This window comes from Nonomuraea montanisoli (assembly GCF_013363975.1).
GTDB classification, from domain to species: domain Bacteria; phylum Actinomycetota; class Actinomycetes; order Streptosporangiales; family Streptosporangiaceae; genus Nonomuraea; species Nonomuraea montanisoli.
This window is the reverse complement of the sequence record NZ_JABWGN010000008.1, coordinates 117,464-140,679: the sequence shown is the minus strand read 5'-3', so window position 1 is coordinate 140,679 and position 23,216 is coordinate 117,464. Positions and strand designations below refer to the sequence as shown.

The window sequence follows — 23,216 nt, the reverse complement described above, 5'->3', positions numbered from 1 at the left end:
CAGCCGAACCACCACGACCTGCCCGGCCCACCGGGAAGCGTGCCGGACGTCAGGAGAGGGGGGCCTCCCAGGCGAGGCGCCAGGTGACGGGACCGACGACGCCGTCGTCCTCCACCCCCTGCCGGCGCTGGAAGCGGCGGCAGACGTCGCTCGACTGCGCGCCGTACGCGCCGTCCACGTCGAGGTCCCACCCGCGCGCCTTCATCTGCCGCTGCCAGGTGCGCACGTCCTCCCCGCGGGTCACCGGCGGGTAGCGCAGCAGCCGGCCCGGGAACGGCGGCGCCTCGGGCTCGCCGCCGCCCTCTCCGTCGCCCGGGTCGCCGTCCCCGTCGCCGCCCGGACGGGGCGCTCCCCTGCGCACCCACGCGTACAGCGGCTCGCCGGGGCAGTCCGTCGCGTACCCGTCGCGGTGCCCCTTGATCTCCAGGCCGGCGTCGCCGCGCTCGCGGACGTATTCGACGGCGTCGAGGATGGCGTGCAGCACGCCGTCGGGCGGCTCCACCAGCCCGGCGTTGCCGACGAGGCCGAGCACGGCGTAGTGCCCGGAGTTGAGGCCGGGTCCGTTGGCGGCGGGCAGGTGGTGCAGCCCCCGCCCCTCGAACACCTTCCGGTGCGGGCACGCCACGAACGAGTACCCGATGTCCAGCCAGCCGTTGCCGTCCTGGTGTCCGCGCTGGATCGACTGCACCAGCGACACGCAGCCGTTGTGGTCGGTGACGATGCCGGGATTGACCAGACCACCCGTGTAGTGAACTTTCACCCCCTTCGTGGAGGCGAGCTGGGTGTAGCTTCCGCGGGGTGCGCGGGCACCCCAGTCACGTCGGGTCACGAGGTCGATGGCCACCGTTGCGTCTCTCCGGAGGGTAGAAAGTACGGCAACCGAGCGTAACGCGGCCTATCCGGACAGATCAGTGAATTGACGATTATTCGCTTTACGGACGGATCACTCGCTTGTCGGTGACGATGGCGGTGATCAGGTCGTGCGGGGTCACGTCGAAGGCCGGGTTGACCGCGTCCGTGCCCTCCGGCGCCAGCCGCGTCCCGCGCAGCGTCACGATCTCCTCGGCGCCCCGGTCCTCGATCTCGATCCCGGCGCCCGTGGGGGTCGCGACGTCGATCGTCGTCTCGGGCGCCACCACCACGAACGGCACGCCGGCCCGCGCCGCGCCCAGCGCCAGGGCGTACGTGCCGATCTTGTTGGCGGTGTCGCCGTTGGCCGCGATGCGGTCGGCGCCCACAAGCACCGCGTCCACACCGCCCCTCGCCAGCAGGTACGGGCCCGCGCCGTCGGCGACCAGCCGGTGCGGCGCGCCCATGCGGGCCAGCTCCCAGGCGGTGAGCCGGGCGCCCTGGAGCAGCGGCCGGGTCTCCATCGCGAGCACCTCGGCCAGCCGGCCGCGCTCGTGCAGCGTCTGCGCGACGCCGAGCGCCGTGCCGCGTTCCACGGCCGCGAGCCCGCCGGTGTTGCAGATCGTCATGATCCGCAGCCCGCGGTCCGCATCCGAGCCGGGCCCGCCGCCCGCGCCCGAGCCGGGCCCGCCCGAGGCGAGCGCGTCCGGCGTCACAGGGCCGGCCATCAGAAGGCCGGCCGTCAGGAGGTCGGCTCCGCGCTCCCCCATGGCCAGGCAGGCGGCGATGTCCTCGTCGCGGATGCGCAGGGCCGTCTCCAGGACGGCCTCGCGGCCCTCCGGCAGCCAGGCGGCGGCCTGGTCCACGCCCCAGGCGAGGTTGACGGCGGTGGGCCGGGCGGCGCGCAGCCGGGCGACGGCGTCCGGGTCGCCGCCGGACAGCGCGACGCCGAGCGCGCCCGCCACGCCCAGCGCGGGCGCGCCGCGCACGGCCAGCCGCCGGATCGCGTCGATCAGCTCGTCCACGGTGGTGATCCGCAGCGTGACGCACTCGTCGGGCAGCCGCGTCTGGTCGATCAGCTCGACCGCGCCGTCCACCCAGTCAATGGTCCTCACCCTCCGCACGGTAACCGACGCCGATCGATCCGCCACTCGTGCGGCGCTTCTCCGCTGTCTCGCCATGGACGCACGGCGCGCGGATCCCCGACCGCCCGGCCGCCCGTCCCGCCGGGCGCAGCAGGCGGACGGAGCGGGCGGACGGAGCAGGCGGACGGAGCAGGCGGACGGAGCGGGCGGACGGAGCAGGCGGACGGAGCGGGCGGGTCAGCGTTCGGCGAGGACGATGACCGAGTCGCCCTCGGCGAACCTGACCGGCTGCGACTTCGCCGGGTTGAGCACGATGCCGTAGTGCGGCGGCGTGTTGCGCTCGGCCGCGTGGCGGTAACCGATCGCCGTCTCCCCGCGCCGCCGCGCCGCCTCGATGACCGTCGAGAACGTCACCTCCGTGCCCGTCTTCACGTAGTCGCCCGCGGGCCGGGGATAGATCTCCGAGCCGTGCGAGTCGAACAGGTAGCTGAAGACGTCGGCGAGGTGGCGGTTCTCGGCGAGCTGGGCGAGCAGCAGGCCGATGACCGTGTCGCTGATGACGATGTCGTCGGCCTCGGTGACCTCGGCCAGCACGCGGTTGCTCTCGTCGTGCATCTCGCTGACGATCGAGTAGCGCTCGCCCCGGGCGGTCTGCATGTCGCGCAGCTGCAGCAGCGTCATGAGGGTGCGGGTGTCGGCGTGGTGGGGGTCGAAGCGGTCGTCCGACAGGACGATGACGTGCTGGAACAGGCCGAGGCTGAGCGCTTCGAGCTGGTAGCGGTCGGTGGTGTCGCACTCCTTGACGTGGACCGTGAGGTTGGCCAGCCCGCTCAGGCCCTCGCCGGCTCGGGGATGGTCGGCGGCGACCTCCAGGACCGAGCCCGGGGCGACGTAGCCGTCGAGGTAGCGGACGATGTGCTCGGCCCGGCCGTCCAGTTGAGCACCAGCGTGCGCTCGGGCTGGAGCGCGGTGGGCGGGGCCGAGACCACGGCCTCCTCGGCGAGGACGGGCTCGCCGGTGGCCAGCCGGATGTGGGAGTCGTCGTGGGCGATGACGATGATCTGGTCGTGCTCGGAGACGACGGTGTCCATGGACGGATTGAGCACCACGCCCGAGCGCCGGCGCAGGCCGATGACGGCGGCGGTCTCGTAGGCGTGCAGCGCCTCGCCGTACGTGCGCCCGACCAGGTCGGCGCCGGAGCGCAGGTAGATCTCGCCGCCGTCGAAGTTGAGCAGGTCCATGCAGACGACCGACATGCCCGACTGGCGGGAGGACTGGACGATGAGCCGGGAGGCGGTGTCGTCGGAGTCGACGACGTGGACCTCGCTCCCGCCGGCCAGGCGGGCGGCGGGGATGTTGCCGGAGGCGGCGATGGCGGCCACGACCGGCGGATGCGCCCCGGCGCGCTTGGCGAGCGCGAGCAGGATCTTGATCACGTGCGCGTCGGGGTCCTCGCCGTCGGGCGACAGGACGACGACGGAGCGGGCGCTCTGCAGGTTCATGAGCATGAGGTCGCGCGGCTCGGTGGGCCGCCCGGTGCGGCACACCAGGCGGGTGCGCCCGAGGTCGACGTGCTCGCGGATCTCCTCCTCCATGTCGAGCTTGTCGCGGTCGGCGAGGACGGCGATGACCGAGCCGGGCTGGCTCGCGTGCGCCTTGACCAGCTCGCCCACGATCGTGAACACCTGGTCGGACCAGCCGAGCACGACCGTGTGGCCCTTCTCCACGATGCGGGAGCGGCCCCGGCGCAGGCGGTCGACCTTCAGCTTCAGCCCGTTGGACAGCAGGCCGACGAGCATGCTGACGATGAACAGGCCGCCGAGGGATCCGGCGAACATGACGGCCATGTACGCGGCCGACCCCTTGTCGCCGGCGACCTTGCCGGGGGTGAGCGCGTGCATGAGCGCGATCCACAGCACCTCGCCCGCGCCGCCCACGCCCTCCGGCTCGTGCGGCGCCAGCCAGAGCGTCAGGCCCGCGACCGCCACGACGAGGCCGACCGACAGGACGCCCAGCAGGCCGACGAGCGACGCGGTCCCCCTGGACATCGTGTTGTCGAACCAGTAGCGCGCCCGCTCACGGAAGCTCACCCCAGCCACGCCGTCTTACCTCCACCATTCGCACACTTGACCGACGCAACAAGGTACAGGTGGATCGGCCCGTCCGCAGCGATACCGATGACCTGGCGAAATGTCCTGTTCCGGCCGGTGGTGCCGGACCTATGACGGATCGCCATGGCGCCGATGTCATGCCATATCGCAAAACCCTTCGACAGGACACGACCGGAAATGGATCATTATCCTCATGTCCGTGATGAAGGAGGTGCCGTTCCCGAGCCCGGAGTCGGCCGGCCTGCCGATGAACATCTGGATCGACGACAGCGACAACGCGATCGACGTCATCGACGCCCTGGCGCTGTCGCCGTTCGCCACCGGGGTGCAGCCCTGGTCGCGCCAGGCCAACCTGGAGCGGGTCCGCCCGGAGGCCACGCTGAGCCCGGCCGGCGGCCGGCTCGTACGCACGGCGCAGATCCAGGACGGCCAGGAGTCGCGGCTGATCTGCGGTGACGGCTGGACCCTGCGCGTCGTGCGCTACCGCAACCGCAGCGCCACCGTGAGCGTGACCGCCGTGACGGAGGAGCTGGCCCGTTCGGTGCTCAAGGAGAGCACGGACGGCGCCGTCGAGCCCGAGCCGGAGACCGACCACGTGGAGATGGGCTTCTGGTGGCGCGGGGCGCACGGCGGCACCCGCACCGAGAGGCCGATCACGGCCCAGCCGTGGGAGGACATCAGCGGCAACTACTCCGCGCAGGTCCGCCGCTCGCTGACCACGCTCATGGCGATCACCCCGGCGGAGGTGCACGGCCGGCTCATCCTGCTGCACGGCCCGCCCGGCACCGGCAAGACGACGCTGCTGCGCTCGCTGGCCAGGCAGTGGCGGGAGTGGTGCCAGGTGGACTGCGTGCTGGATCCGGAGCGGCTGTTCAACGACCCCGGCTACCTCATGGAGGTCGCCGTCGGCTACGACTCGGACGAGGAGAAGCAGCGCTGGCGGCTGCTGGTGCTGGAGGACTGCGACGAGCTGATCAGCGCGGCGGCCAAGTCGCAGACCGGGCAGGGCCTGTCGCGGCTGCTCAACCTCACCGACGGGCTGCTCGGCCAGGGCCGCGACGTGCTCGTGGCGATCACCACGAACGAGGACCTGGCCCGCCTGCACCCCGCCGTCGTCCGTCCCGGCCGCTGCCTGGCGCAGCTCGAGGTGGGAGCGCTGACGCGCGAGGAGGCGATCGGCTGGCTCGGCTCCTCCGACGGGATCGGGCCCGCGGGGGCGACGCTGGCGGAGCTGTTCGCGGCGCGCTCGGGACGGGTGGTCTCCGCCCCCGCCTCGGACGAGTCCACCGGCCTCTACCTGTGACGACTCTCCGACGGCACCTTTTCTGACATTTCCGGCGCGTACGTAAACCTTCCGATGCGGGCGACCAGGCCGGGGAGCACAATCGGCCTGGTGCTCACCGTCGATCCGGCCCGCGTCGCCTTCCACCGCCTCGCCGTGTCCTTCGCGGCCGCGGACGGCGTCCCGGGCGGGCTCGCCCCGTGGACCGGCGACGAGGTGCCGATCGGCTTCCCCGCCACCCAGCTCGTCCCGTCGTGGACGGCGCGCACCCCGCCCGGCTCCTGGGTCGAGATCGAGCTGCGGGCCAGGACGGCGTCCGGCTCCCTGACCAAGTGGTACGTGATGGGCCGCTGGTCGGAGCACGGCGACCCGCGCACCTCCGTGGCCGGCCAGGGCGACGACGACGGCGACGTGGCGGTCGACACGTTCGTGGCGCGGCGGCCGGTGGTGGCCTTCCAGGTCCGGGTGACGCCGTGCGGGCCCGGGGTGGAGGTGGGCTCGCTCGGGGTGATGGCCTCGGCCGTGCCGCCGTTCCCCATCGTCGCCGCCTACGATCCGGGCCGGGACGGCGCGGGCGAGGTGCGGCTCGACGTCCCCTGCCACTCCCAGCACGAGCACGCCGGCCACCACCCGCACCTGGACGGCGGCGGCGCCAACTGGTGCGGCCCGGCCGCGGTGGCGATGGTGCTCGGCTACTGGCGGCGCGGCCCCGAGGCCGGCGACCTGGCCTGGGTGGGCGAGGGCGACCCGTCGCCGCTCGTGGACCACGCCGCCCGCGGCACCTACGACACCAGCTACCAGGGCACCGGCAACTGGCCGTTCAACGTCGCCTACGCCTGTCGGTACGGGCTGACCGGGTTCGTCACGCGGCTGCGCTCGGCGGCGGAGCTGGAGGCGTTCGTCCGCGCCGGGATCCCCGTGGTCACCTCCCAGTCGTTCAAGGCCCACGAGCTGCCGGGGTCCGGCTACTCGACGGAGGGCCACATCATGGTCGTCATCGGCTTCACCGCCGGAGGCGACGTCGTCGTCAACGACCCGGCCGCGCCGAGCGACGCCGACGTGCGCAGGGTCTACCCGCGGGCCGCGTTCGAGAACGTGTGGCTGCGGGGCTCGGGCAGCGGCGGCATCGTCTACGTCCTCCATCCGCCCGGGCACCCCCTTCCCCCTTCCGACGGCAACTGGTGAGCAGATGAGCATTCGACCGATCGACGTGGCCCGTACCGACGGCGGCCCCCTGTGGGTGGAGGCCGTCGCCACGCCCGCCGGGGTGGAGGTGTGGTGGGACGAGCCCCGGCCGCACGAGGGCGGCCGGCGGTGCGTGGTGCGGCGCCTGCCGGACGGGTCGCGCGTGGACGCGCTCCCGGCCGGCTGGAACGCCCGCAACCGCGTGATCGAGTACGGCGGGCGGTCGTGGCGGCCGCTGCCGGGCGGCGGGCTGGTGTTCACGAACTGGGCGGACCAGCGCCTGTACCGGCTGGACGGCGCCTCTCAGGGTGATGGCGGGCCGGTGGCGCTGACGCCGGAGGGTCCGGCCCGCTACGCCGACCTCTACCTGCCGCCCGGCCGCGACGAGGTGTGGGCGGTGCGCGAGATCGGCACGGAGCGCGACCTGGTCGCCGTGCCGCTGTCCGGCGGCCCGGTGCGGGTGATCGTCCGGGCGCAGCACTTCCTCATGTGCCCGCGCCTGTCGCCCGGCGGCGGCCACGTGTCCTGGATCGGCTGGGACCATCCGAACATGCCGTGGGACGGCACCGAGCTGTGCGTCGCGCCGCTCGGCCCGGACGGCGCCGCCGGGCCGCACACGGTGGTGGCGGGCGGGCCCGCCGAGTCGGTGGTGCAGGCGGAGTGGCGCGACGACGACACCCTGTACGCCGCCACGGACCCGACCGGCTGGTGGAACATCCACCTGGTGTCCCGGGAGGGTGGCCCGTACCGCAATCTCACGCCGCGCGCGGAGGAGTTCGGCGACGCGCCGTGGAAGCCGGGCGCGTCCTGGTTCGCGGTCACGGAGGCCGGGCTGGTCGTGGTGCACGGCACGGCCGACCGCTGGTCGCTGTCCGTGCTGGACCCGGAGTCCGGCGAGCTGCGGGACGTGGGCGGCGAGGCGACGTACTGGGGCCCGGCCGTGTCGGCGGCGGGCGGCATGGCGGTGGCCGTGGCGGCCACGCCGTACACGCCGCGGCAGGTCGTGCTCGTCGACCTGGCGAGCGGCGCGCGCGAGGTGATGTCGGCGCCCAAGCCGCTGCCCGCCCGCGAGCTGCTGCCCGACCCGGAGGCGGTGACGATCGAGGGCGTGCACACGCACCTCTACCCGCCGGCCGGGGCGCCCGCCGGCCCCGCCCCGTACGTGATCTTCGTGCACGGCGGGCCGACCGGCAACAGGCCGATGGTGCTCGACCTGGAGATCGCCTACTTCACCAGCCGGGGGCTCGGCGTGGCCGAGGTCAACTACGGCGGCTCCACCGGCTACGGCCGGGCCTACCGCGAGCGGCTGCGCCACCAGTGGGGCGTGGTCGACGTCGAGGACTGCGCCAAGGTGGCGCGCGGCCTGGTCACGATGGGCCGGGCCGACGCCGCGCGGATCGCGATCCGGGGCGGCAGCGCCGGCGGCTGGACGACGGTGGCGGCGCTGGTGCACAGCGACGTGTTCGCGGGCGGGGTCGCGCACTACGCGATCACCGACCCCGAGAGCTGGGCGGCCGAGACGCACGACTTCGAGTCGCGCTACCTCGACGGGCTCATCGGCCCGCTGCCCGAGACCCGGCACCGCTACACCGAGCGCTCGCCGCTGCTGCGCGCCGCGCACGCCTCGGGGCCGTGCCTCATGCTGCACGGCCTGGAGGACGCGATCGTGGACGTCGGCCAGGCCGAGCGGTTCGTGGCCGAGCTGGACCGGCACGGCAGGCGGTGGGCGCTGCTCACCTACCCCGGCGAGCAGCACGGCTGGCGCCGGGAGGAGACCATCGTCTCCGTGCTGGAGGCCGAGCTGGCGTTCTACGGGCTGCTCTTCGGGTTCGAGACGCCCGAGGTGCCGCCGCTGAAACTGGAAGGAAGACCGTGAAGAGCGTTGCCGAGATCTGCTCGGACCTGATCAGGTTCGACACCACCAACCCTGGCTCGGGCGAGCGGCCGGCGGCCGAGTACGTGGCCACGCTGCTGGCCGACGCGGGCCTGGAGCCGGAGGTGTTCGAGTCGGCCCCGCGCCGCACGACCGTCGTGGCCCGCCTGGAGGGCGACTCGCCCGACGCGCTGCTCATCCACGGCCACCTCGACGTGGTGCCGGCCGACCCGGCGGAGTGGCGGACGCACCCGTTCTCCGGCGAGATCGCCGACGGTTGCGTGCACGGCCGGGGCGCGGTGGACATGAAGGGCTCGTGCGCGATGACGCTCGCGACCGTGCTCGGCATGCGGGCGCGCGGCGAGCGGCCGCGGCGCGACGTCGTGCTCGCGTTCCTCGCCGACGAGGAGGCGACCGGCGACTACGGCTCGCGGCACGCGGTCACGGAGCACCGCGAGCTGTTCGACGGGGTCACGCAGGCGATCAGCGAGTCGGGCGGGTTCAGCGTCGCCTCCGGCGAGCACCGGGTGTACCCGGTGGCGGTGGGCGAGCGCGGCACGGCCTGGATGAAGCTGACCGCGCACGGGGTGGCGGGCCACGGCTCGCGGCCCGCCGTGGACAACCCGGTCGCCACGCTCGTCCACGCCCTCTCCCGCGTCGCGTCCCACCAGTGGCCGGTACGGCTCACGCCGTCGGTCGCGGCGCTCATCCAGGCGCTGTCGGAGATCACCGGCCAGCCGGTGGACCTGGACCGGCTGGATGAGGAGGCGGCCCGGCTCGGCGCGCTGGGCCTGCTGTTCAAGGGGCAGATCCGCAACTCGGCCAACCCGACCATGCTGGACGCGGGCTACAAGGTGAACGTGGTGCCCTCGACGGCCGAGGCCCACGTGGACGGCCGCTACCTGCCGGGGCTGCAGGAGGAGTTCCTGGCCACGATCGACGAGCTGCTCGGGCCGAAGATCACCCGGGAGTTCGTGAACCTGGAGGACGCCCCGGCCGCGCCGTTCCCGTCGCCGTTCTTCGACGAGCTGGCGGGGGCGCTGGTGGCCGAGGACCCGCTGGCGCGGCCGGTGCCGTACGTGATGAGCGGCGGCACGGACGCCAAGTCGTTCGCCCGGCTCGGCATCGAGGGCTACGGGTTCGCGCCGCTGATGCTGCGGCCCGACCTGGACTACTTCGGGATGTTCCACGGCAAGGACGAGCGGGTGCCGGTGGAGGGGCTGGAGTTCGGCACCCGCGTGCTGACCCGGCTGCTCACCGAGAAATCGTAGTGGAACAAAGCATTCCGTTCTGCTATGGTGGACTCATCAGCGAGACGGAAGGGCTGCGGAACATGAGCGAGATCACGAACACCGGCTGGGACGTGCTGGACTTCTCCCACCAGGCGCTGCGCCAGGTCGTGCGCGGGGTGTCCGCGGAGGCGTGGCACCTGCCCACCCCGTGCGCGCAGTGGGACGTGACCCAGGTGCTCCAGCACGCCGCCGGCGACCAGATCGGCTTCGCCGCGTTCCTCACCGGGGAGCCCGGCCCGTCCGAGGACCCGTTCGCGCCCTCCGGCACCCTCGCCGGCGACCCGGAGGCGTACGCCGAAGCGGCCCTGAGCCGCTCGGCCGCGGCCTGGGCCGGCGTGGACCGCGACGCCGAGCAGGTGCCGGTGCCGGTGCCGCCGAACGCCATGGAGCCGTCGCTCGGCGCGGGCGCCTGCGCGCTCGACGCCGCGGTCCACGCGTGGGACATCGCGGTCGCCACCGGGCAGCCGTCGCCGCTGACCGGCGAGGTGGCGCGGGAGCTGCTGGAGGTGTCGCGGCGGATCGTCGAGCCGCTGCGCGCCTGGGGGGCGTACGCGGCGGTGCTGCCGGCCGAGGAGGGCGACGACGACGTGGCCGCGCTCCTGCGCTACCTGGGCCGCGACCCCCGCTGGACCCCCGCCGCCTGACACGGGTCATCCCCTGGGACGGTGCGGAGCCGTCCCAGGGGATCAGGACCGCCGGAAGCCGGTGATCTCGCGGTCGCCGATCTTGGTGGTCCGGTTCGCGTCGGCCTCCCGGTGCCAGGCGATGATGGCGGCGGTCAAGACCGGGACCAGGTTCGCGCTGAGCATGGCCACGATGCCGAGCCGACCGCCCAGGATCTCCACCGCGGGACGCAGCGCCGGGTTGACCCGCGCCGCGAGCCCCAGGCCCACGATGGCCGCCGCGCTGGCGCCGGAGAAGATCAGCATGGCCATGAAGATCCGATCCAGGTCGTGCACCGTCTGCGACAGGGCCTGGGCGAGCCGCCGGGTCCGCTCCGTCACGTGCACCCCCGCGGCCACGAAGTCGACGATCCGGGCGTCGGCGGCCTGCATCGCGGCCCCGGCCCAGGCGGCCTCGACGGCGTCGCGCACCGGGCCGGTGTCGTAGCCGAAGAGCTCGGCGCAGTGGTCGGCGATGCTGTTCCAGCCGGCGATGGCCCGGTCGATGTCCTCGTCCGACGGGATGACCACGGCGGACCAGGCCAGGCCCGCGGCGATGGCCCACCAGGAGAACGCCTTGGCGGTGGTGATGTTCAGGCGCGTACGCTCGGTGGCCTTCGCCAGCCTGCTGAGCTGCTCCTGCTCCACCCGTTCGGCGAAGCGGCGCCCCGTCCCCGCGTTGAGCCTCCTGTCCGCGGCGATGAGCGCGCGCTCCTGGCCCACCCTCCGGTCAAGGGCGTCCTGTGCGGACCCGACGGCTCCGCGGCCCGCGAGGCCCCCGAGCGCGACCACCTCACCGCCGGTTTCCCGCCAGGGGAAGGGCCTGTCGCGGGGGCCGTCGAAGGTGTAGGGGTCGTCCTCCCCGGCATAGGGATCCGTATGCGGGCGCGGTGCGCTCTGGGCCTTGTGGACCGCGTCGAAGATCCGGCCCAGCCGGGTGCTCATCGCCCCGTTGGCCTCCTCCACGCTGTCATACCCGTGGCCGGTCCGTCTCATCTTCTCGGCCAGCGTGGCGGCCTCGCGATCGCCGTAGCGGAACTCCTCGCGCAGCTCGTCCCAGATCTTCCCGTAATCGCTGCGGGCGGGCCATTCCCCCGCCAGCCCGAGCGCCAGCGTGGGCAGAGCCACCTGGCCCCCGGCGTGCGCCAGGCTTCCGATCCTGACCCCCATGTCGTCCAGCATCGCGCTGACGGTCTCGAACGGATTCCCCTGATACGAGAACCCCTGCCCATCACCCATGCGGCCGCCTTCCCTGACACACCCCTGTTCTTGATCGCAAGACGATACCGCTCTCCGGGGCGGCGTCATGCCGGGCGCTAGAGCTCGTCCAGGACCAACAGGATGTGCTCGTCCGCGCCGTGCGTGACCGTGCCCGCGCGCCGGAACCCGCACTTCTCCAGCAGCCGCACCGACCCGGTGTTGCCGCCGAACGGGTCGGCGTACAGCGGGCGCGTCCTCTCGGCCCGCAGGAACAGCGTCAGCGCCCGGGTGCCGACGCCCCGCCCCCAGAACGCGCGGCCGAACCAGTAGCCGACGAAGCGCCGCTCCCCCTCCCACCAGGCGACGACGTTGCCCGCGAGCGCGCCGTCCACGACGACCGCCTGCACGAGGACGGTGGGATCGGCCAGGATCGCGGTGCGCCAATGGGTCATGAACCTGTCGCGCTCGCGGGCGGGAAACCTGGAGCGCCGGGTCGCCTCCGGGTCCTGCTCCTGCTCGAAGAAGACCTCCAGGTCGTCGTCCGTCACGTCCCGCAGGCTCACGTCCACGGCTCGGGGACCGCTCACGTCGTCACTCATGACCGCCGAGTCTGGCAGGCGTCACCGACAGATCCCGGTGCCCCTGCTCCTCCCACAGGTCCAGGGCGTTGCGCAGCTCCCGCTCGGCCCGGGGCGAGCGGGAGCCGGCCAGGCCCTCCCTGAGCAGGCGGCCCGGGGCCGGGCCGGCGATCCACGCGTCCACGGCGGCGTGCCACGCGGCGCGGCCGGCCGTCCGGCCGCGCCGGTCGCGCACGAGGGCGGCCACGTGCCGGGCGGCCGCCTCCTCGCCGGCCGTCTCCTCCCACGCCGCCAGGTACGGGGCCGGGTCCAGCCGGAACTCGCCGCCGATGATCTCCAGTAGCTGCCGGGCGTCGAGTTCGCGCGGGTAGGCGCTCAGCGTCTCGCGCCACCAGAGGCCGACGGCCGCCACGACGGCGTTCCGCTCGTCGTCCGGCCAGCCGGCCCAGTGCGCCGCCACCCGGCCCGCCAGGACCGGTCCGACGAACCAGCCGTCCATCTCCTCGGTGATCAGCAGCTCCAGCAGGCGCGGGAGGTAGTGCTTGAAGTCGGCCTCGCCGCCCCAGGTGGAGTGGTGCCAGGCGTACGGTTCGAGGGCTTCGGCGCCGAGGGAGCGCAGCGGCCCGGTCCGGGCGGCGCGCACCAGCTCCGGGGGGACGCAGTGGTCGCAGACGACCGTGTCCTCCGGGAGCGGGTGCCGGGAGAAGGTCTCGTGGAGGTGGTCCAGCGCTGTGCGCAAGTCGGGGTCCGTGCTCACCTCACGGGATGCTAGACCGCCCGGGGGCGCGCCACGCGCGACTTCGCATCATGCGGCGAGCCGCCGGGGACGGCGAGGCGGGCGCGGGTCACTCCACGGAAGGTGCGGAGGTCACTCCGCGGAGGGCGGAGGTCACTCCGCGGAGGGCGGAGGTCACTCCGACGGGGGTGGATGGAGGAAGGCGGCCTGGACGCCCGCCTGGAAACGGGTGTGGGCGCCGAGCCTGCTCATCAGGTCCGCGATGCGCCGCTCGGCCGTGCGGTAGCCGATGCCGAGCTGGCGGGCGATGGCCTCGTCGGTGAGGCCCGCCACCAGGAGCGCGATCAGCCGCTCGTCGTCGTGACCGGGGTGGCGGGCGCGCGACGGGCCGCCGGGCGCGGGCGGCCGCAGGCGCAGGGGCAGCGCCCGCTGCCACAGCCCTTCGAAGAGCCTGCTGAGCGCCTGGAGCAGGCCGGAGGGGTGGACGACCAGCGCGGCGTCGGCGCCGGGGTCGTCGGGCCGGTGCCGCAGGAGGAGCAGGGCGAAACGGTCGTCGATGAGGTAGAGCTTCATCGGCAGGGCGGGCAGGACCCGGGCCTGCTGGCCCACGCCGACCATCGTCTCGATCTGGCGCAGCGCCCCGGGCCGGTCCACGAACTCCCGTTCGTAGATCATGCGGCTGGTGACGCCCCGGGCGAGCAGTTCGCGGTGCGCCGTGACGCTGGCCGCCGGGTCGAAGTACGGCGGTTTGGACAGGCAGCGGAGCTGGTGCGCGGCCGCGCGCTGGAGCTGGGCGTGCCGCTGCTGCACCGCCCGCTGCCCGGTCACGACCTCGACGACGACCGGGGGCGTCTCGCCGGTGGCGCGGCGGCGGTAGGCCCGGTCCAGTTCGGCGGCGTGCTCGCGGGCCTGGAGCAGCCGGCGTTCGGCGCCGCCCAGCAGGACGTCGAGGGCCACCTCGGGGGCGACGGCGGCGTAGCGCGCCGGTTCGTCGGAGGTCCGGGTGATCAGGCCCTTGGCCTCCAGCGAGCCGAGCAGGGCGGGGAGCGGCTCCGGGCGGAGGCCGGCGACCGTCCACAGCGACGCGACCTGGTCGGCGGTCGCCGGCGAGCAGTCGATGAGCTGCTCGTACAGCGTCTCCTCGTCCGGCGTGAGCCCGGCCGCGCCCAGGCCGTCCCGCCGCGCCTCCTCGTCGCGGGCGCGACCGGTGTCTCGGGCGGGGCCGGTCGCGTCGTGTCCGGCGCGGGCGGCCCCGTGGGAGCCGCCGGGCGGGAGCGGGGTCATCGCAGGTCCTCGAGCGCGACCCCGTCGCTGTTCTCGTCGGCCAGCCAGCCGCGCAGGACGGCCTGGTAACCGGCCTGGAAGCGGGTCTGGGCGTCGAGCTGGACCATCATGGCGCGCACGTGGCGGCGCACCGTGCGGTCGCTCCAGCCGAGATGGGCCGCGATCGCCTTGTCCGTCTGCCCCGCCACCAGCCGGGCCAGCAGGTCCCGCCGCGCGCCCGTCGGGCCCGTGGTCTCCGCCAGGTGGGCGCGTCCGTGCCTGATGTGCAGCGGCACGGCCCGTTCCCAGTACATCTCGAACAGCGCCGCCAGCGCGTCCAGCAGGGTCGAGTCGTGCACGACCAGCGCGGACTCGCCCATCTCCAGATCGCTGCGCAACGGCACGAGCGCCATGGGGTAGTCGCTGAGCACGAGCTTCATGGGGACGTCACCGACGCGGACCTGCTCGCCCGCGGCGATGTACTCGGAGATGGCCTGCAGGGTCCCGCGCACCTCGATGGCCCGCCTGTCGTACACGACGCGGTAGTCGACGCCCCGACTCAGCAGCTCGAACTCCTGGGTGTTCCCGCCCACGACGCCCACGTACGGCGGCGCGTCGAACACCCGGATCTCCTTGCGCGTGCCGCGCTGGAGCTGGTCGAACCGGTGCAGGACGGCCTCCCGCCCGATCACCACCTCCACCAGCCCGCCGGACTCCTGCGCGGCCGCGGTGCGGTGGTAGCGGGCGGAGAGCCGGGCCACGCGCCGCCGGGCGTCGGCCAGCTCGCGGGCCCGCTCGCGGATCAGCGCGTCCAGCCCCATCTCGGGCGGGACGACGACGTACCGGGGCGGGTCCTCGGGGAGGCGGGCGATCAGGCCCAGCTCCTCCAGCCTGGCGGCGAGGGCGCCGGCCGGCGCGTACGGGGCGTGCCGGGCCGCGAGCCGGTCCAGCTCGCCGAGGGTGACCGGGGCGTGCTCCACCAGGGCCTCGTACAGGGCCTGCTCCGCCGCGGACAGCCCGAGGATGCGCAGCATCCCCCCATGATCACTCACCGCCGTGGGCGGCGCGGGGGTTTCCGGTCATCGGCCGGAATCCGGTTGCCCTATTCCCGCCAGTGGCGGGAAGAGGACGACCCACCGTCTTTTCAGGATATTTCTTGACCTGTCATGGTGCGTGGGAGTCGATCATGCATGCGATCCTGCGAGGAGACCCATGACGCGTCATCGATGGCGACGCCCATCGTCCGGGCTCTCGGCCCTGGGGCTGGTACTGACGACCGGAATGGCCGTGGCGCCGACGCCATCACCGTCCCCCGAACCCTCCGCCTCCAGCATGACCCGTTTCGTCGCCTCGCCCACGCTGCCGGGGCAGGCGCCGGAGAAGGTCACCCTGATCACCGGGGACGTGGTCTCCTTCAGCACCGCCTCCGACGGGACCCCGAGTCACCGGGTGACGCCCGCCCGGCGGCCCGGCGGCGCCCCCGTGTCCTTCCTGTCCGTACGCGAGCAGGACGCCTACTACGTCTTCCCGTCCGACGTGATGGGCCTCGTGTCGTCCGGCCGGATGGACAGGAGCCTGTTCGACGTCGCCTACCTGGCGCGCAACGGCTACACCGACACGGAGAGCGCGAGCCTGCCGCTGATCCTGCAGTACGGCGACGCCAAGCAGGCGGCGACCGCGTTGTCGGCGCAGGCCGACGCCCTGCCCGCCACCTCGGCCCCCCGCGGGCTGCCCAGCGTGGCCGGCGCCGCGGTCAAGGTGGACAAGAAGCAGGCCGGGCAGTTCTGGACGGCCGTCGAGCCCCCGGAGCCCGCCAGGAGCGCCACGCTCGGCCGCGGCCTGTCGAAGGTCTGGCTCGACCGCAAGGTCCGGGCGCTGCTCGACCGGAGCGTCCCGCAGATCGGCGCGCCCGAGGCGTGGGCCGCCGGGTACAAGGGCGACGGCGTCAAGGTCGCCGTCCTCGACACCGGCGTCGACACCGGCCACCCCGACCTCGCCGACCGCGTCGTGGCCACCGCGAACTTCACCGCCGACCCGTCCGTGCAGGACGGGCACGGGCACGGCACCCACGTCGCCTCGACCATCGCGGGCACCGGGGCCGCCTCGAACGGCAAGTACACCGGTGTCGCGCCGCGGGCCTCGCTGCTCGTCGGCAAGGTCCTGGACAAGAGCGGCGTCGGTGACGCGTCGGCCATCATCGCCGGCATGGAGTGGGCCGTCGCCCAGCAGGCCAGGGTGGTCAGCATCAGCATCGGCGGCTGCTGCTCCGACCAGCCCGACCCGATGACCGAGGCGGTCGACCACCTCAGCGCCACCTCGACCTCGCTGTTCGTCATCGCGGCGGGCAACGACCCCGGCAACCGGAAGATCAACACGCCGGGCTCGGCCGCGTCGGCCCTGACCGTCGGCGCGGTCGACGGGGACGAGAAGCTCGCGCCCTTCTCCAGCACGGGTCCCGCGCCGCTCGGCTACGGCCTCAAGCCCGACCTCGTCGCCCCCGGCGTGGACATCACCGCGGCCCGCGCGGCGGGCACCGGGATGGGCACGCCCGTGGACGACCGGTACACCACCGCGTCCGGCACCTCGATGGCCACCCCGCACGTGGCCGGCGCGGCGGCGCTGCTGGCCCAGCAGCACCCAGGGTGGACCGGCGCCCAGCTCAAGGCCGCGCTCACCAGCACCGCCCGCGACGACGGGTACGCCGCCTACACGCAGGGCGCCGGACGGGTGGACGTGGCCCGCGCCGTCCGCCAGCAGGTGCACGCGTCCGGCAACATCGACTTCGGCGTGCTGCCCTCGCCCCACGCCGGCAAGGTCTCCAGGACGCTCACCTACACCAACGACGGCGACCAGCCGGTGACGCTCACGCTGCGCGCCGGGATCAAGGCCCACCGGGGCACCGCGCCCGAGCGCGCGCTCACCCTGGACCACGACACCGTCACCGTGCCCGCGCACGGCAGCGCGCCCGTCGCCGTCACCTTCGACCCGTCGGGCCCCGAGACCTGGTACGAGGGGTTCGTGCGGGCCGCCGACGCGAGCGGAGCCGTCACGCTGAACACCGCCGTCGGCGCGTTCGCCGAGCCGCGGAAGGTCACCGTGCGCACCCGGATGATCTTCCCGGACGGCGCGACCGACATGCCGCCGGTCCCGTGGGCCGTCATGCGCACCGACGACCGCGACGACCTCGACTTCGTGCACTACCCCGCCGCCGGCACGGAGAGCGAGGCACGGGTCTACCCCGGCACCTTCAGCGTGACCTCCGCGGTGGCCTGGCGGGGCGCCGACGGGGAGTGGAACATGGCCCTGCCGGCGCAGCCGCAGTTCGAGGCCACCAAGGACGTCACGGTCACGCTCGACCTGCGCTCCGCGCGCAAGGTCACCCAGCGCACCCCGCGGCCGGTCGAGGTCTACGCCTCGCAGTACGCCTCCGAGCGCGAGGCCGCCAACGGCATCGGTTCCGTCCGGGCCGAGACCTACTATCCGACGTACGGGCTGCACCATTACTGGCTGCTGCCCACCCGCAAGGTCTCCCAGGGCACCTTCGACGTCGCCGGGCGGTTCGTGAGCGGCGCGCCGGTCATCAGCATGACGGCGGACGGGCGCGCCCTGCACCCCCGCTACCAGGACCTCGCCCCGGGGACGCCCAAGCTCGACGGCCGCCGCACGATCCCCGTGGTCTCGGGCGGCCGCGGGCAGGCCGCCGAGCTGGCCGCCGCCGACCCGCGCGGCAAGCTCGTCCTGCTGGACCTGAGCGACCTGTGTCCCACCATGACCTGCGCGGGCGACGCCCTCGACCGGGTCCGGGCCGCGGCCGCCGCCGGGGCGGCGGGCGTGCTCGGCTTCGGCGCGGTCCACCGGGCCTTCCTCGACGCGGCCGGGTACTGGCCCGCCTATCCCGTCCCGACGATGAGCCTGCCGGCGGAGGAGGGCCGCGCGCTGGCCGCCGCGCTCGCCCGGCGGCCGGTGAGCGTCCGGGCCGAGGGCGTCACGAACACCCCGTACGTGTACTCGCTGCTCTTCCACGAGCGCGGGCGCGTCCCCGCCGACCTCGACTACGAGGTCGGCGGGCGCAACCTGTACGAGATCGACGACCGCTTCCACGCCGACCGGCCCGGCCTGGTCACGCTCGCCTGGCAGGCGACCGTGCTCACCCGTCCCGGGACGCTGATGAGTGGCGCCGACCTGCAGCACTCCTGGCGCGCGCAGAACGCCGTGACCGAGTACGTCGGCCCCGTATCGCGGGACGTGTCGTGGACCCGCGCGACGAGGCTCAGCTACGACGAGGGAGGCGACGACGGCGTCCGCAGCCAGGGGATGACCGCGCAGTCCACGAACATCTACTCCTCCGCAGGGGCGAAGACCGAGCGCTGGGCGGCCCAGCCCCGCGTGCCGGGCACGCCGGTCTTCTCGCCCGAGACCGTCGCCAGCGGCACCACCGCCTGCTTCGACTGCCGCACCGGGGACGTCTTCATGGCGACGCTCCCGGTCATGGGCACGGACCCGGCCCACCAGGAGGCGTTCACGTACAACGCGAACTTCTGGGCGCAGTACGGCGGCAAGGACGAGCTGCACCTCTACCGCGACGGCCAGGAGATCCCGCTCGTCGCCGAGGACACCGGCGCGGGCGGTGTCGTCATCACCATGCCGAGGTTCAAGCTGCCGGAGGCGGAGGGCGCGTACCGGCTCACCGACGTCTTCCACACCCCCAACCCGCTCCAGCGGTACGCGACCGACGTGTCGAGCACCTGGACGTTCCGCTCCAAGCGCCCGACCGGCGGCATGCAGACCATCGGTGACGGCCTGTGCGTCGGCTGGCTCTACACCGGCGTGCTCGCCCCGTGCGAGCCGGTCCGGAAGCTGAACCTCCGCTACGACCTCGGGCTGGACCTGGACAACCGGACGCCGGCCGGCCAGGCGCACCGGATCACGATCACCGGCTACCAGGGGTCGTACGACAAGCCCGACGCCAAGGTCACCAGCCTCAAGCTCTGGGCCACCTACGACGACGGCGCCACCTGGACGCCCGTCCCCACGTCGAGGAAGGACGCCACCTCCAGCACCGCCACCCTCACCCACCCGCCGCTGGCCGGCACCAGGGGAACGGTGGGCCTGCGCGTCCAGGCCGCCGACGCCGAGGGGAACACCGTCGAGCAGACGATCAGCCGGGCCTACGGCCTCAGGTGACCCGAGGCTGACGGGCAGGGGCACGGGCGGTCCCCTCCACCCGCCCGCGCCCCGCGGGGCCGACCGGGGCGGCGCGCCCGACGCGCGCCGCCCCGGTCGCGGTCAGCCCTGGACCACGGTGAAGCGGGCGTGGATCTGGGAGGAGGCCCCCGTCCCGAACCGCGTGCCGTTCACCACCGCCCCGTACCCCGCCCCGCTCGCCCAGTCCAGGGTCATCACCCCGGGCCGGGACGAGAAGTCGATGCTCGCGACCATCTCGGTGAAGGCGCTGCTGCCGCCGATGGCCGACGATCCGTGCGCGGTCATGCTCACCCGGTTGCCGTTGATCTGGTAGCGGCCGCGGAGCGGATACAGGTCGGTGCGGACGTCGGTGGTGGTGAAGGCGAACGTGCCGTTGTCGAAGAAGGTGAAGACGGCGTTGGCCACCCGGGCCTGCGCGCGGGCGCTGGGCGTGCCCTTGACCTGCTGGAAGCTGAGGAGCCGCCCCACCCGCAGCACCACCGCCGCCCGAGCCCGGGCCGCCGCCTGAAGACCTTCCGCCCGGTACGCCGTCGCCGTCACCGCGTTCGCCGGGGCCGGCGCGACCAGCGGCACGCTCAGGCCCGCGAGCAGCGCCGCCCCCACCAGGAACCGCCGCCCGCCCATCAAGTGCTCAGTGCCCATGTTCCCCTCCGGTCCAGCCGTCGTCATCTCATGGGTACCGGCCGTTGGAACGGTCCGGTATCCCCGGAAAGCTGGGGATTGCCGCCCAGGCTGTCCTGTGCTAGGGAAGGATGCCCAGCTCGTTGGCCCAGCGGATGGCCGCGCTGAGCGGCGCCAGGTTGCGGCTCTCGCCGGGATGGCAGGCCACGTACTTGTCGCGCACGCCCGCCAGCAGGTCCGACACCCGGTCCTCGCTGACGCGCAGCTCGCGGGCCGCCTCGTGCCGGGTCATGCCGAGATGGCCGACCAGCCGCACCACCTCCCGCTCGCGCGTGGTCAGCCGGTAGCGGCGGTCCCTGCGGCGGCGCCGTACGACCTCGAAGACCCGCGCGAGCAGCGCGTGCAGCTCGGCCTCGGGCAGCCCGGCGCGCCGCGCGGCCTCCGCGGCGCTGTCGCCCTGGGCGAAGGCACGCACCACGCCCAGCTCCACCGGCCCGAGCTCGCCGTCGGCCAGCGGGCGGCGGCGGACGTCCTCCAGGACGTAGCCGGCCAGCCGGGCCGAGACGTGGTGGTGGCCCTCGACGACGGCGGCGACCGCCGAGACGAACTCCGCGGGCACGGACGTCTTCTCCACGAACCCCCGCGCCCCCTGCTCGATCGCGTCCAGCACCTGCTCGGGCGTGGCGACGCCGGACATGGCCAGCACCCGGCAGCCGTGCGAGGACAGGTGCCGGATCGCGCCGCCCCACGACAGGCCGGGCAGCAGCCGCAGGTCGCAGATCGCGACGTCCGGGGCCAGCGCCCAGTCGATGTCCTCCACGTCCGTGACGGGGGGCAGGACCGCGAAGCCGGCGTCCAGCAGCCGCAGCGTGATGGACTCCGTGACCGACGGATGGTCGTCGACGATGATCAGCTTGGCGGAGCCCGCCCCGGGGACCGCGCCGGGAGCGCCGCCGGGGCTCTCATCCGGCATGGGCGGCTTCCGGCCAGCGGATCGCGACGCGCGTGCCCGCCCCGGGTTCGGAGGTGACGTCGCAGACGCCCCCGTGCCGGGCGACGGCGGCGAACGTGCGCAGGAATCCGCCGCCCGGCCGCGCCTGCCCCGCCGCGAACCCGTGTCCCCGGTCGCGGATCACCACCTCCAACCGGTCCGGGCCCGCCTCCACGAACAGGTTCACGCGCGCCTCCTCGCCCGCGTGCTTGAGCACGTTGGTGAGCGCCTCGCGGGTCGCCGCCGCGACGGCCTCGCCCACCTCCTCGGGCGGGTCGCCGTCCACGAGGATCACCGACGTCAGCGCCAGCCCCCTCGCGATGTAGGCGTCGCAGACCTCCTCCATGAGCTGCTCGAACGGCAGCTCGTCGGCGGCGCGGGGGTCCATGATGAAGCGGCGCGCCCGGTTCGCGCCGAGCCGCGCCGCCCGCGCCAGCCCGGGATCGACGTGCTGCCCGGCGGCGACGTGGTCGACGATGGGCAGCAGGTGGTCGTGGATCTCCCGGTGGGTGAGCTCCCGGTGCCGGGTGATCATGGTGAGGCGTTCCTGCTCGGCGAGGAGGCGCTCGGCCCGCCGGGTGGCGTCCTGGGCCTTCTCCGCCGCGTCCGCCAGCGTGCGCAGCTCCCGGCCGATCAGCACCGCGATGGCGTACCAGAGCAGGAAGCCGAGCAGGTCGGAGACCACCTTGATGGCGTAGTGCGGGTAGAGGGCGACCGGCCACGACAGGCACAGCGCCGCGACTCCCGGCACGGCCCGCCGGCCGAACCCCAGCCCGAACCCCATCGCCGCCGACGCCACCAGGCTGTACGGCAGGAACTCCGTCGTGATCACGTTGCGGTCCGCCGGGAACGCGGCGCGCGTGCCGACGAGCATGACCACGACGCAGAAGACGACGTCGCCCCAGATGAGCAGCGGGTCGCGCAGGTCGCCGGAGCGCCAGGCGCGGCGGAAGAACCACGCCGCCTCGGCCGTGGCCGCCAGCGCCGTGACGACGGACAGCAGCGGGTGGGCGAGATCGTCCCAGCCGAGCAGCGGGATGTAGACGAAGGGCGTGGTCCCGGCCCGGGTGTAGGCGATCATCCTGGCCATGCGTTCCTCGGTGTGGCGCTTCACCTGGCCCGACACCACACCTCCTCGGCAGCCCCGCCGCAGACCTGGAGCCCCCGGCACCCTCGGCCCTCGTTCCGGACATCGCCGCGATCGGCCGGTTGGTTACGGGACCGGGCCCCGTGGCGGAGTCACCTTTCCGGAAATGTCCTGACCTGGTGGGTGGCGCGGGGGACACGCTACGCCCACCTCGACGCCACATCCCCCACTCGACATCCCGGAGTAACCCGAATCTCAACCCATGGTCATGCACGATTGTCAGGTTCGAAGGCGGAACCGCTCCCCCGGACCCGAGGAGACCCATGTTCCGACGACCCGGCCTCGTCATCGCGACCATGCTGATCGTCCTGGCGGCCGTCACCGCCCCGCCCGCCTCCGCTCTCTCCCGCGCCGCTCTCTCCCGCGCGGAGCGGCCCGTCGCCGTCGCCCACCGCGGCGCCTCCGCGTACGCGCCGGAGAACACCATCGCCGCCTTCGAGCTGGCCGCCGAACAGGGCGCCGACATGTACGAGCTGGACGTCCAGGAGACGCGCGACCACCGGCTCGTCCTCATGCACGACACCACGCTCGCCCGCACCACCGACGCCGAGCGGGTCTTCCCCGGCCGGGCGCCGTGGCGCGTGTCCGGCCTGTCGCTGGCCGAGATCCGCAAGCTGGACGCCGGCTCCTGGTTCGGCGGCGGCTTCGCGGGCGAGCGGGTCCCCACGCTCGCCGAGACGCTGAGCGCCATGAGCGGCAGCGGGATGGGGCTGCTGCTGGAGATCAAGGCGCCGCACCTGTACCCCGGCATCGAGGCCCGCGTCGCCGCCGAGCTGCGCCGCTCCCCCGCGTGGCTGGAGCCGGGACGGCTGGTGGTGCAGTCGTTCGACTGGGACTCCGTCCGCCGCTTCCACGCGCTCATCCCGGACGTGCCGGTCGGGATCCTCGGGACGCCGTCCGTCGGGCGGCTGGCCGAGCTGGCCCGCTTCGCCGACCAGATCAACCCGTCGTACCGGGACATCACCTCCGACTACGTACGGCGGGTGCACGCGCGCGGCATGCGGGTGCTCACCTGGACCGTGGACGACCCGGCGGTCATGCGGCGGATGCTCGGCCACGGGGTGGACGGCGTCATCACCGACCGGCCCGACGTGGCGCGGGACGTCCTGGAGGAGGGGCGCGACGCCGCCTGACGC

The 23,216-nt window shown here is 73.9% G+C and carries 19 protein-coding genes; 7 read left to right on the top strand and 12 right to left on the bottom strand.

The features are described from left to right. Nucleotides 1–49: 49 nt before the first annotated feature. From HTZ77_RS48310 to HTZ77_RS48305, 4 genes are all read right to left on the bottom strand, one after another. Nucleotides 50–829, bottom strand: a complete 780-nt coding sequence (locus HTZ77_RS48310; protein ID WP_328808685.1) for a peptidoglycan recognition protein family protein — start codon at nt 827–829, stop codon at nt 50–52. Nucleotides 830–932: 103 nt separating this feature from the next. Further along, entirely contained in the window at nt 933–1,964 is a 1,032-nt protein-coding gene (locus tag HTZ77_RS21515; protein WP_175591444.1) for an S-methyl-5-thioribose-1-phosphate isomerase, read from the bottom strand. 207 nt (nt 1,965–2,171) lie between these two features. Then, entirely contained in the window at nt 2,172–2,615 is a 444-nt protein-coding gene (locus HTZ77_RS46435) for a hypothetical protein (protein ID WP_235994954.1), read from the bottom strand. Between the two features lie 149 nt (nt 2,616–2,764). Beyond that, nucleotides 2,765–4,033 (bottom strand): CASTOR/POLLUX-related putative ion channel, encoded by a 1,269-nt coding sequence (locus HTZ77_RS48305; RefSeq protein WP_328808684.1) that lies wholly within the window; start codon nt 4,031–4,033, stop codon nt 2,765–2,767. 205 nt (nt 4,034–4,238) lie between these two features. Between HTZ77_RS48305 and HTZ77_RS21505 the strand changes: the two genes are divergently transcribed. The 5 genes from HTZ77_RS21505 to HTZ77_RS21485 all read left to right on the top strand — a co-directional run bounded on the left by HTZ77_RS21505 (nt 4,239) and on the right by HTZ77_RS21485 (nt 10,321). Continuing rightward, nucleotides 4,239–5,348 carry a DUF5925 domain-containing protein gene (locus HTZ77_RS21505; protein ID WP_235994953.1) on the top strand — a complete coding sequence of 370 codons (1,110 nt, stop codon included), beginning with the start codon at nt 4,239–4,241 and terminating at the stop codon, nt 5,346–5,348. Between the two features lie 90 nt (nt 5,349–5,438). Next, nucleotides 5,439–6,512 (top strand): C39 family peptidase, encoded by a 1,074-nt coding sequence (locus HTZ77_RS21500; protein ID WP_328808683.1) that lies wholly within the window; start codon nt 5,439–5,441, stop codon nt 6,510–6,512. Between the two features lie 4 nt (nt 6,513–6,516). Then, nucleotides 6,517–8,388 (top strand): S9 family peptidase, encoded by a 1,872-nt coding sequence (locus tag HTZ77_RS21495; RefSeq protein WP_205303011.1) that lies wholly within the window; start codon nt 6,517–6,519, stop codon nt 8,386–8,388. After that, entirely contained in the window at nt 8,385–9,656 is a 1,272-nt protein-coding gene (locus HTZ77_RS21490; protein ID WP_328808682.1) for a M20/M25/M40 family metallo-hydrolase, read from the top strand. The genes HTZ77_RS21495 and HTZ77_RS21490 overlap by 4 nt, the downstream gene beginning before the upstream one ends. A 62-nt stretch (nt 9,657–9,718) precedes the next feature. Further along, nucleotides 9,719–10,321: a TIGR03086 family metal-binding protein gene (locus HTZ77_RS21485; protein ID WP_175591442.1), complete on the top strand. Its 603-nt coding sequence runs from the start codon at nt 9,719–9,721 to the stop codon at nt 10,319–10,321. A gap of 42 nt (nt 10,322–10,363) precedes the next feature. On the opposite strand, the gene HTZ77_RS21480 is transcribed toward HTZ77_RS21485, so the two are convergent. From HTZ77_RS21480 to HTZ77_RS21460, 5 genes are all read right to left on the bottom strand, one after another. Continuing rightward, nucleotides 10,364–11,578: a hypothetical protein gene (locus tag HTZ77_RS21480; protein WP_175591441.1), complete on the bottom strand. Its 1,215-nt coding sequence runs from the start codon at nt 11,576–11,578 to the stop codon at nt 10,364–10,366. A gap of 77 nt (nt 11,579–11,655) precedes the next feature. Continuing rightward, on the bottom strand, nt 11,656–12,138 hold the full coding sequence (locus HTZ77_RS21475; RefSeq protein WP_175591440.1) for a GNAT family N-acetyltransferase: 483 nt from the start codon (nt 12,136–12,138) through the stop codon (nt 11,656–11,658). After that, nucleotides 12,131–12,874, bottom strand: a complete 744-nt coding sequence (locus HTZ77_RS21470; protein ID WP_175591439.1) for a hypothetical protein — start codon at nt 12,872–12,874, stop codon at nt 12,131–12,133. Before HTZ77_RS21470 ends, HTZ77_RS21475 begins: the two co-directional genes overlap by 8 nt. 153 nt (nt 12,875–13,027) lie before the next feature. After that, complete coding sequence (locus tag HTZ77_RS21465; protein ID WP_175591438.1) at nt 13,028–14,137, bottom strand: LuxR C-terminal-related transcriptional regulator; 1,110 nt, start codon at nt 14,135–14,137, stop codon at nt 13,028–13,030. Then, the gene (locus HTZ77_RS21460) at nt 14,134–15,150 is read right to left on the bottom strand and encodes a LuxR C-terminal-related transcriptional regulator (protein WP_175591437.1); all 1,017 of its coding nucleotides are present in this window, start codon (nt 15,148–15,150) and stop codon (nt 14,134–14,136) included. The genes HTZ77_RS21465 and HTZ77_RS21460 overlap by 4 nt, the downstream gene beginning before the upstream one ends. Nucleotides 15,151–15,448: 298 nt before the next feature. Here HTZ77_RS21460 and HTZ77_RS21455 point away from each other — a divergent pair, with 298 nt between their 5' ends. Next, nucleotides 15,449–19,300, top strand: coding sequence for a S8 family peptidase (locus HTZ77_RS21455; RefSeq protein ID WP_175591436.1), 3,852 nt, complete (start codon nt 15,449–15,451; stop codon nt 19,298–19,300). A gap of 102 nt (nt 19,301–19,402) precedes the next feature. Here the strand turns inward: HTZ77_RS21455 and HTZ77_RS21450 are convergent, their stop codons facing one another. The 3 genes from HTZ77_RS21450 to HTZ77_RS48300 form a co-directional block, all read right to left on the bottom strand. After that, nucleotides 19,403–19,963 (bottom strand): hypothetical protein, encoded by a 561-nt coding sequence (locus tag HTZ77_RS21450; protein WP_175591435.1) that lies wholly within the window; start codon nt 19,961–19,963, stop codon nt 19,403–19,405. Nucleotides 19,964–20,063: 100 nt separating this feature from the next. Continuing rightward, nucleotides 20,064–20,915 (bottom strand): response regulator, encoded by an 852-nt coding sequence (locus HTZ77_RS21445; protein ID WP_175591434.1) that lies wholly within the window; start codon nt 20,913–20,915, stop codon nt 20,064–20,066. After that, entirely contained in the window at nt 20,905–22,059 is a 1,155-nt protein-coding gene (locus tag HTZ77_RS48300) for a sensor histidine kinase (RefSeq protein ID WP_175591433.1), read from the bottom strand. Before HTZ77_RS48300 ends, HTZ77_RS21445 begins: the two co-directional genes overlap by 11 nt. Nucleotides 22,060–22,343: 284 nt before the next feature. On the opposite strand from HTZ77_RS48300, the gene HTZ77_RS21435 reads away from it, so the two are divergent. Then, nucleotides 22,344–23,213 (top strand): glycerophosphodiester phosphodiesterase, encoded by an 870-nt coding sequence (locus HTZ77_RS21435; RefSeq protein ID WP_175591432.1) that lies wholly within the window; start codon nt 22,344–22,346, stop codon nt 23,211–23,213. Nucleotides 23,214–23,216: the final 3 nt, after the last annotated feature.

Excerpts from the sequence above, each read along its gene's own strand:
- HTZ77_RS21445 (WP_175591434.1), bottom strand. The coding sequence starts at position 20,915 with ATGCCGGATGAGAGCCCCGGCGGCGCTCCCGGCGCGGTCCCCGGGGCG.
- HTZ77_RS21465 (WP_175591438.1), bottom strand. The coding sequence starts at position 14,137 with ATGACCCCGCTCCCGCCCGGCGGCTCCCACGGGGCCGCCCGCGCCGGA.
- HTZ77_RS21485 (WP_175591442.1), top strand. The coding sequence starts at position 9,719 with ATGAGCGAGATCACGAACACCGGCTGGGACGTGCTGGACTTCTCCCAC.
- HTZ77_RS21435 (WP_175591432.1), top strand. The coding sequence starts at position 22,344 with ATGTTCCGACGACCCGGCCTCGTCATCGCGACCATGCTGATCGTCCTG.
- HTZ77_RS21450 (WP_175591435.1), bottom strand. The coding sequence starts at position 19,963 with ATGGGCACTGAGCACTTGATGGGCGGGCGGCGGTTCCTGGTGGGGGCG.
- HTZ77_RS21475 (WP_175591440.1), bottom strand. The coding sequence starts at position 12,138 with ATGAGTGACGACGTGAGCGGTCCCCGAGCCGTGGACGTGAGCCTGCGG.
- HTZ77_RS21460 (WP_175591437.1), bottom strand. The coding sequence starts at position 15,150 with ATGCTGCGCATCCTCGGGCTGTCCGCGGCGGAGCAGGCCCTGTACGAG.
- HTZ77_RS46435 (WP_235994954.1), bottom strand. The coding sequence starts at position 2,615 with ATGACGCTGCTGCAGCTGCGCGACATGCAGACCGCCCGGGGCGAGCGC.
- HTZ77_RS21505 (WP_235994953.1), top strand. The coding sequence starts at position 4,239 with ATGTCCGTGATGAAGGAGGTGCCGTTCCCGAGCCCGGAGTCGGCCGGC.
- HTZ77_RS21480 (WP_175591441.1), bottom strand. The coding sequence starts at position 11,578 with ATGGGTGATGGGCAGGGGTTCTCGTATCAGGGGAATCCGTTCGAGACC.
- HTZ77_RS21455 (WP_175591436.1), top strand. The coding sequence starts at position 15,449 with ATGACCCGTTTCGTCGCCTCGCCCACGCTGCCGGGGCAGGCGCCGGAG.
- HTZ77_RS21495 (WP_205303011.1), top strand. The coding sequence starts at position 6,517 with ATGAGCATTCGACCGATCGACGTGGCCCGTACCGACGGCGGCCCCCTG.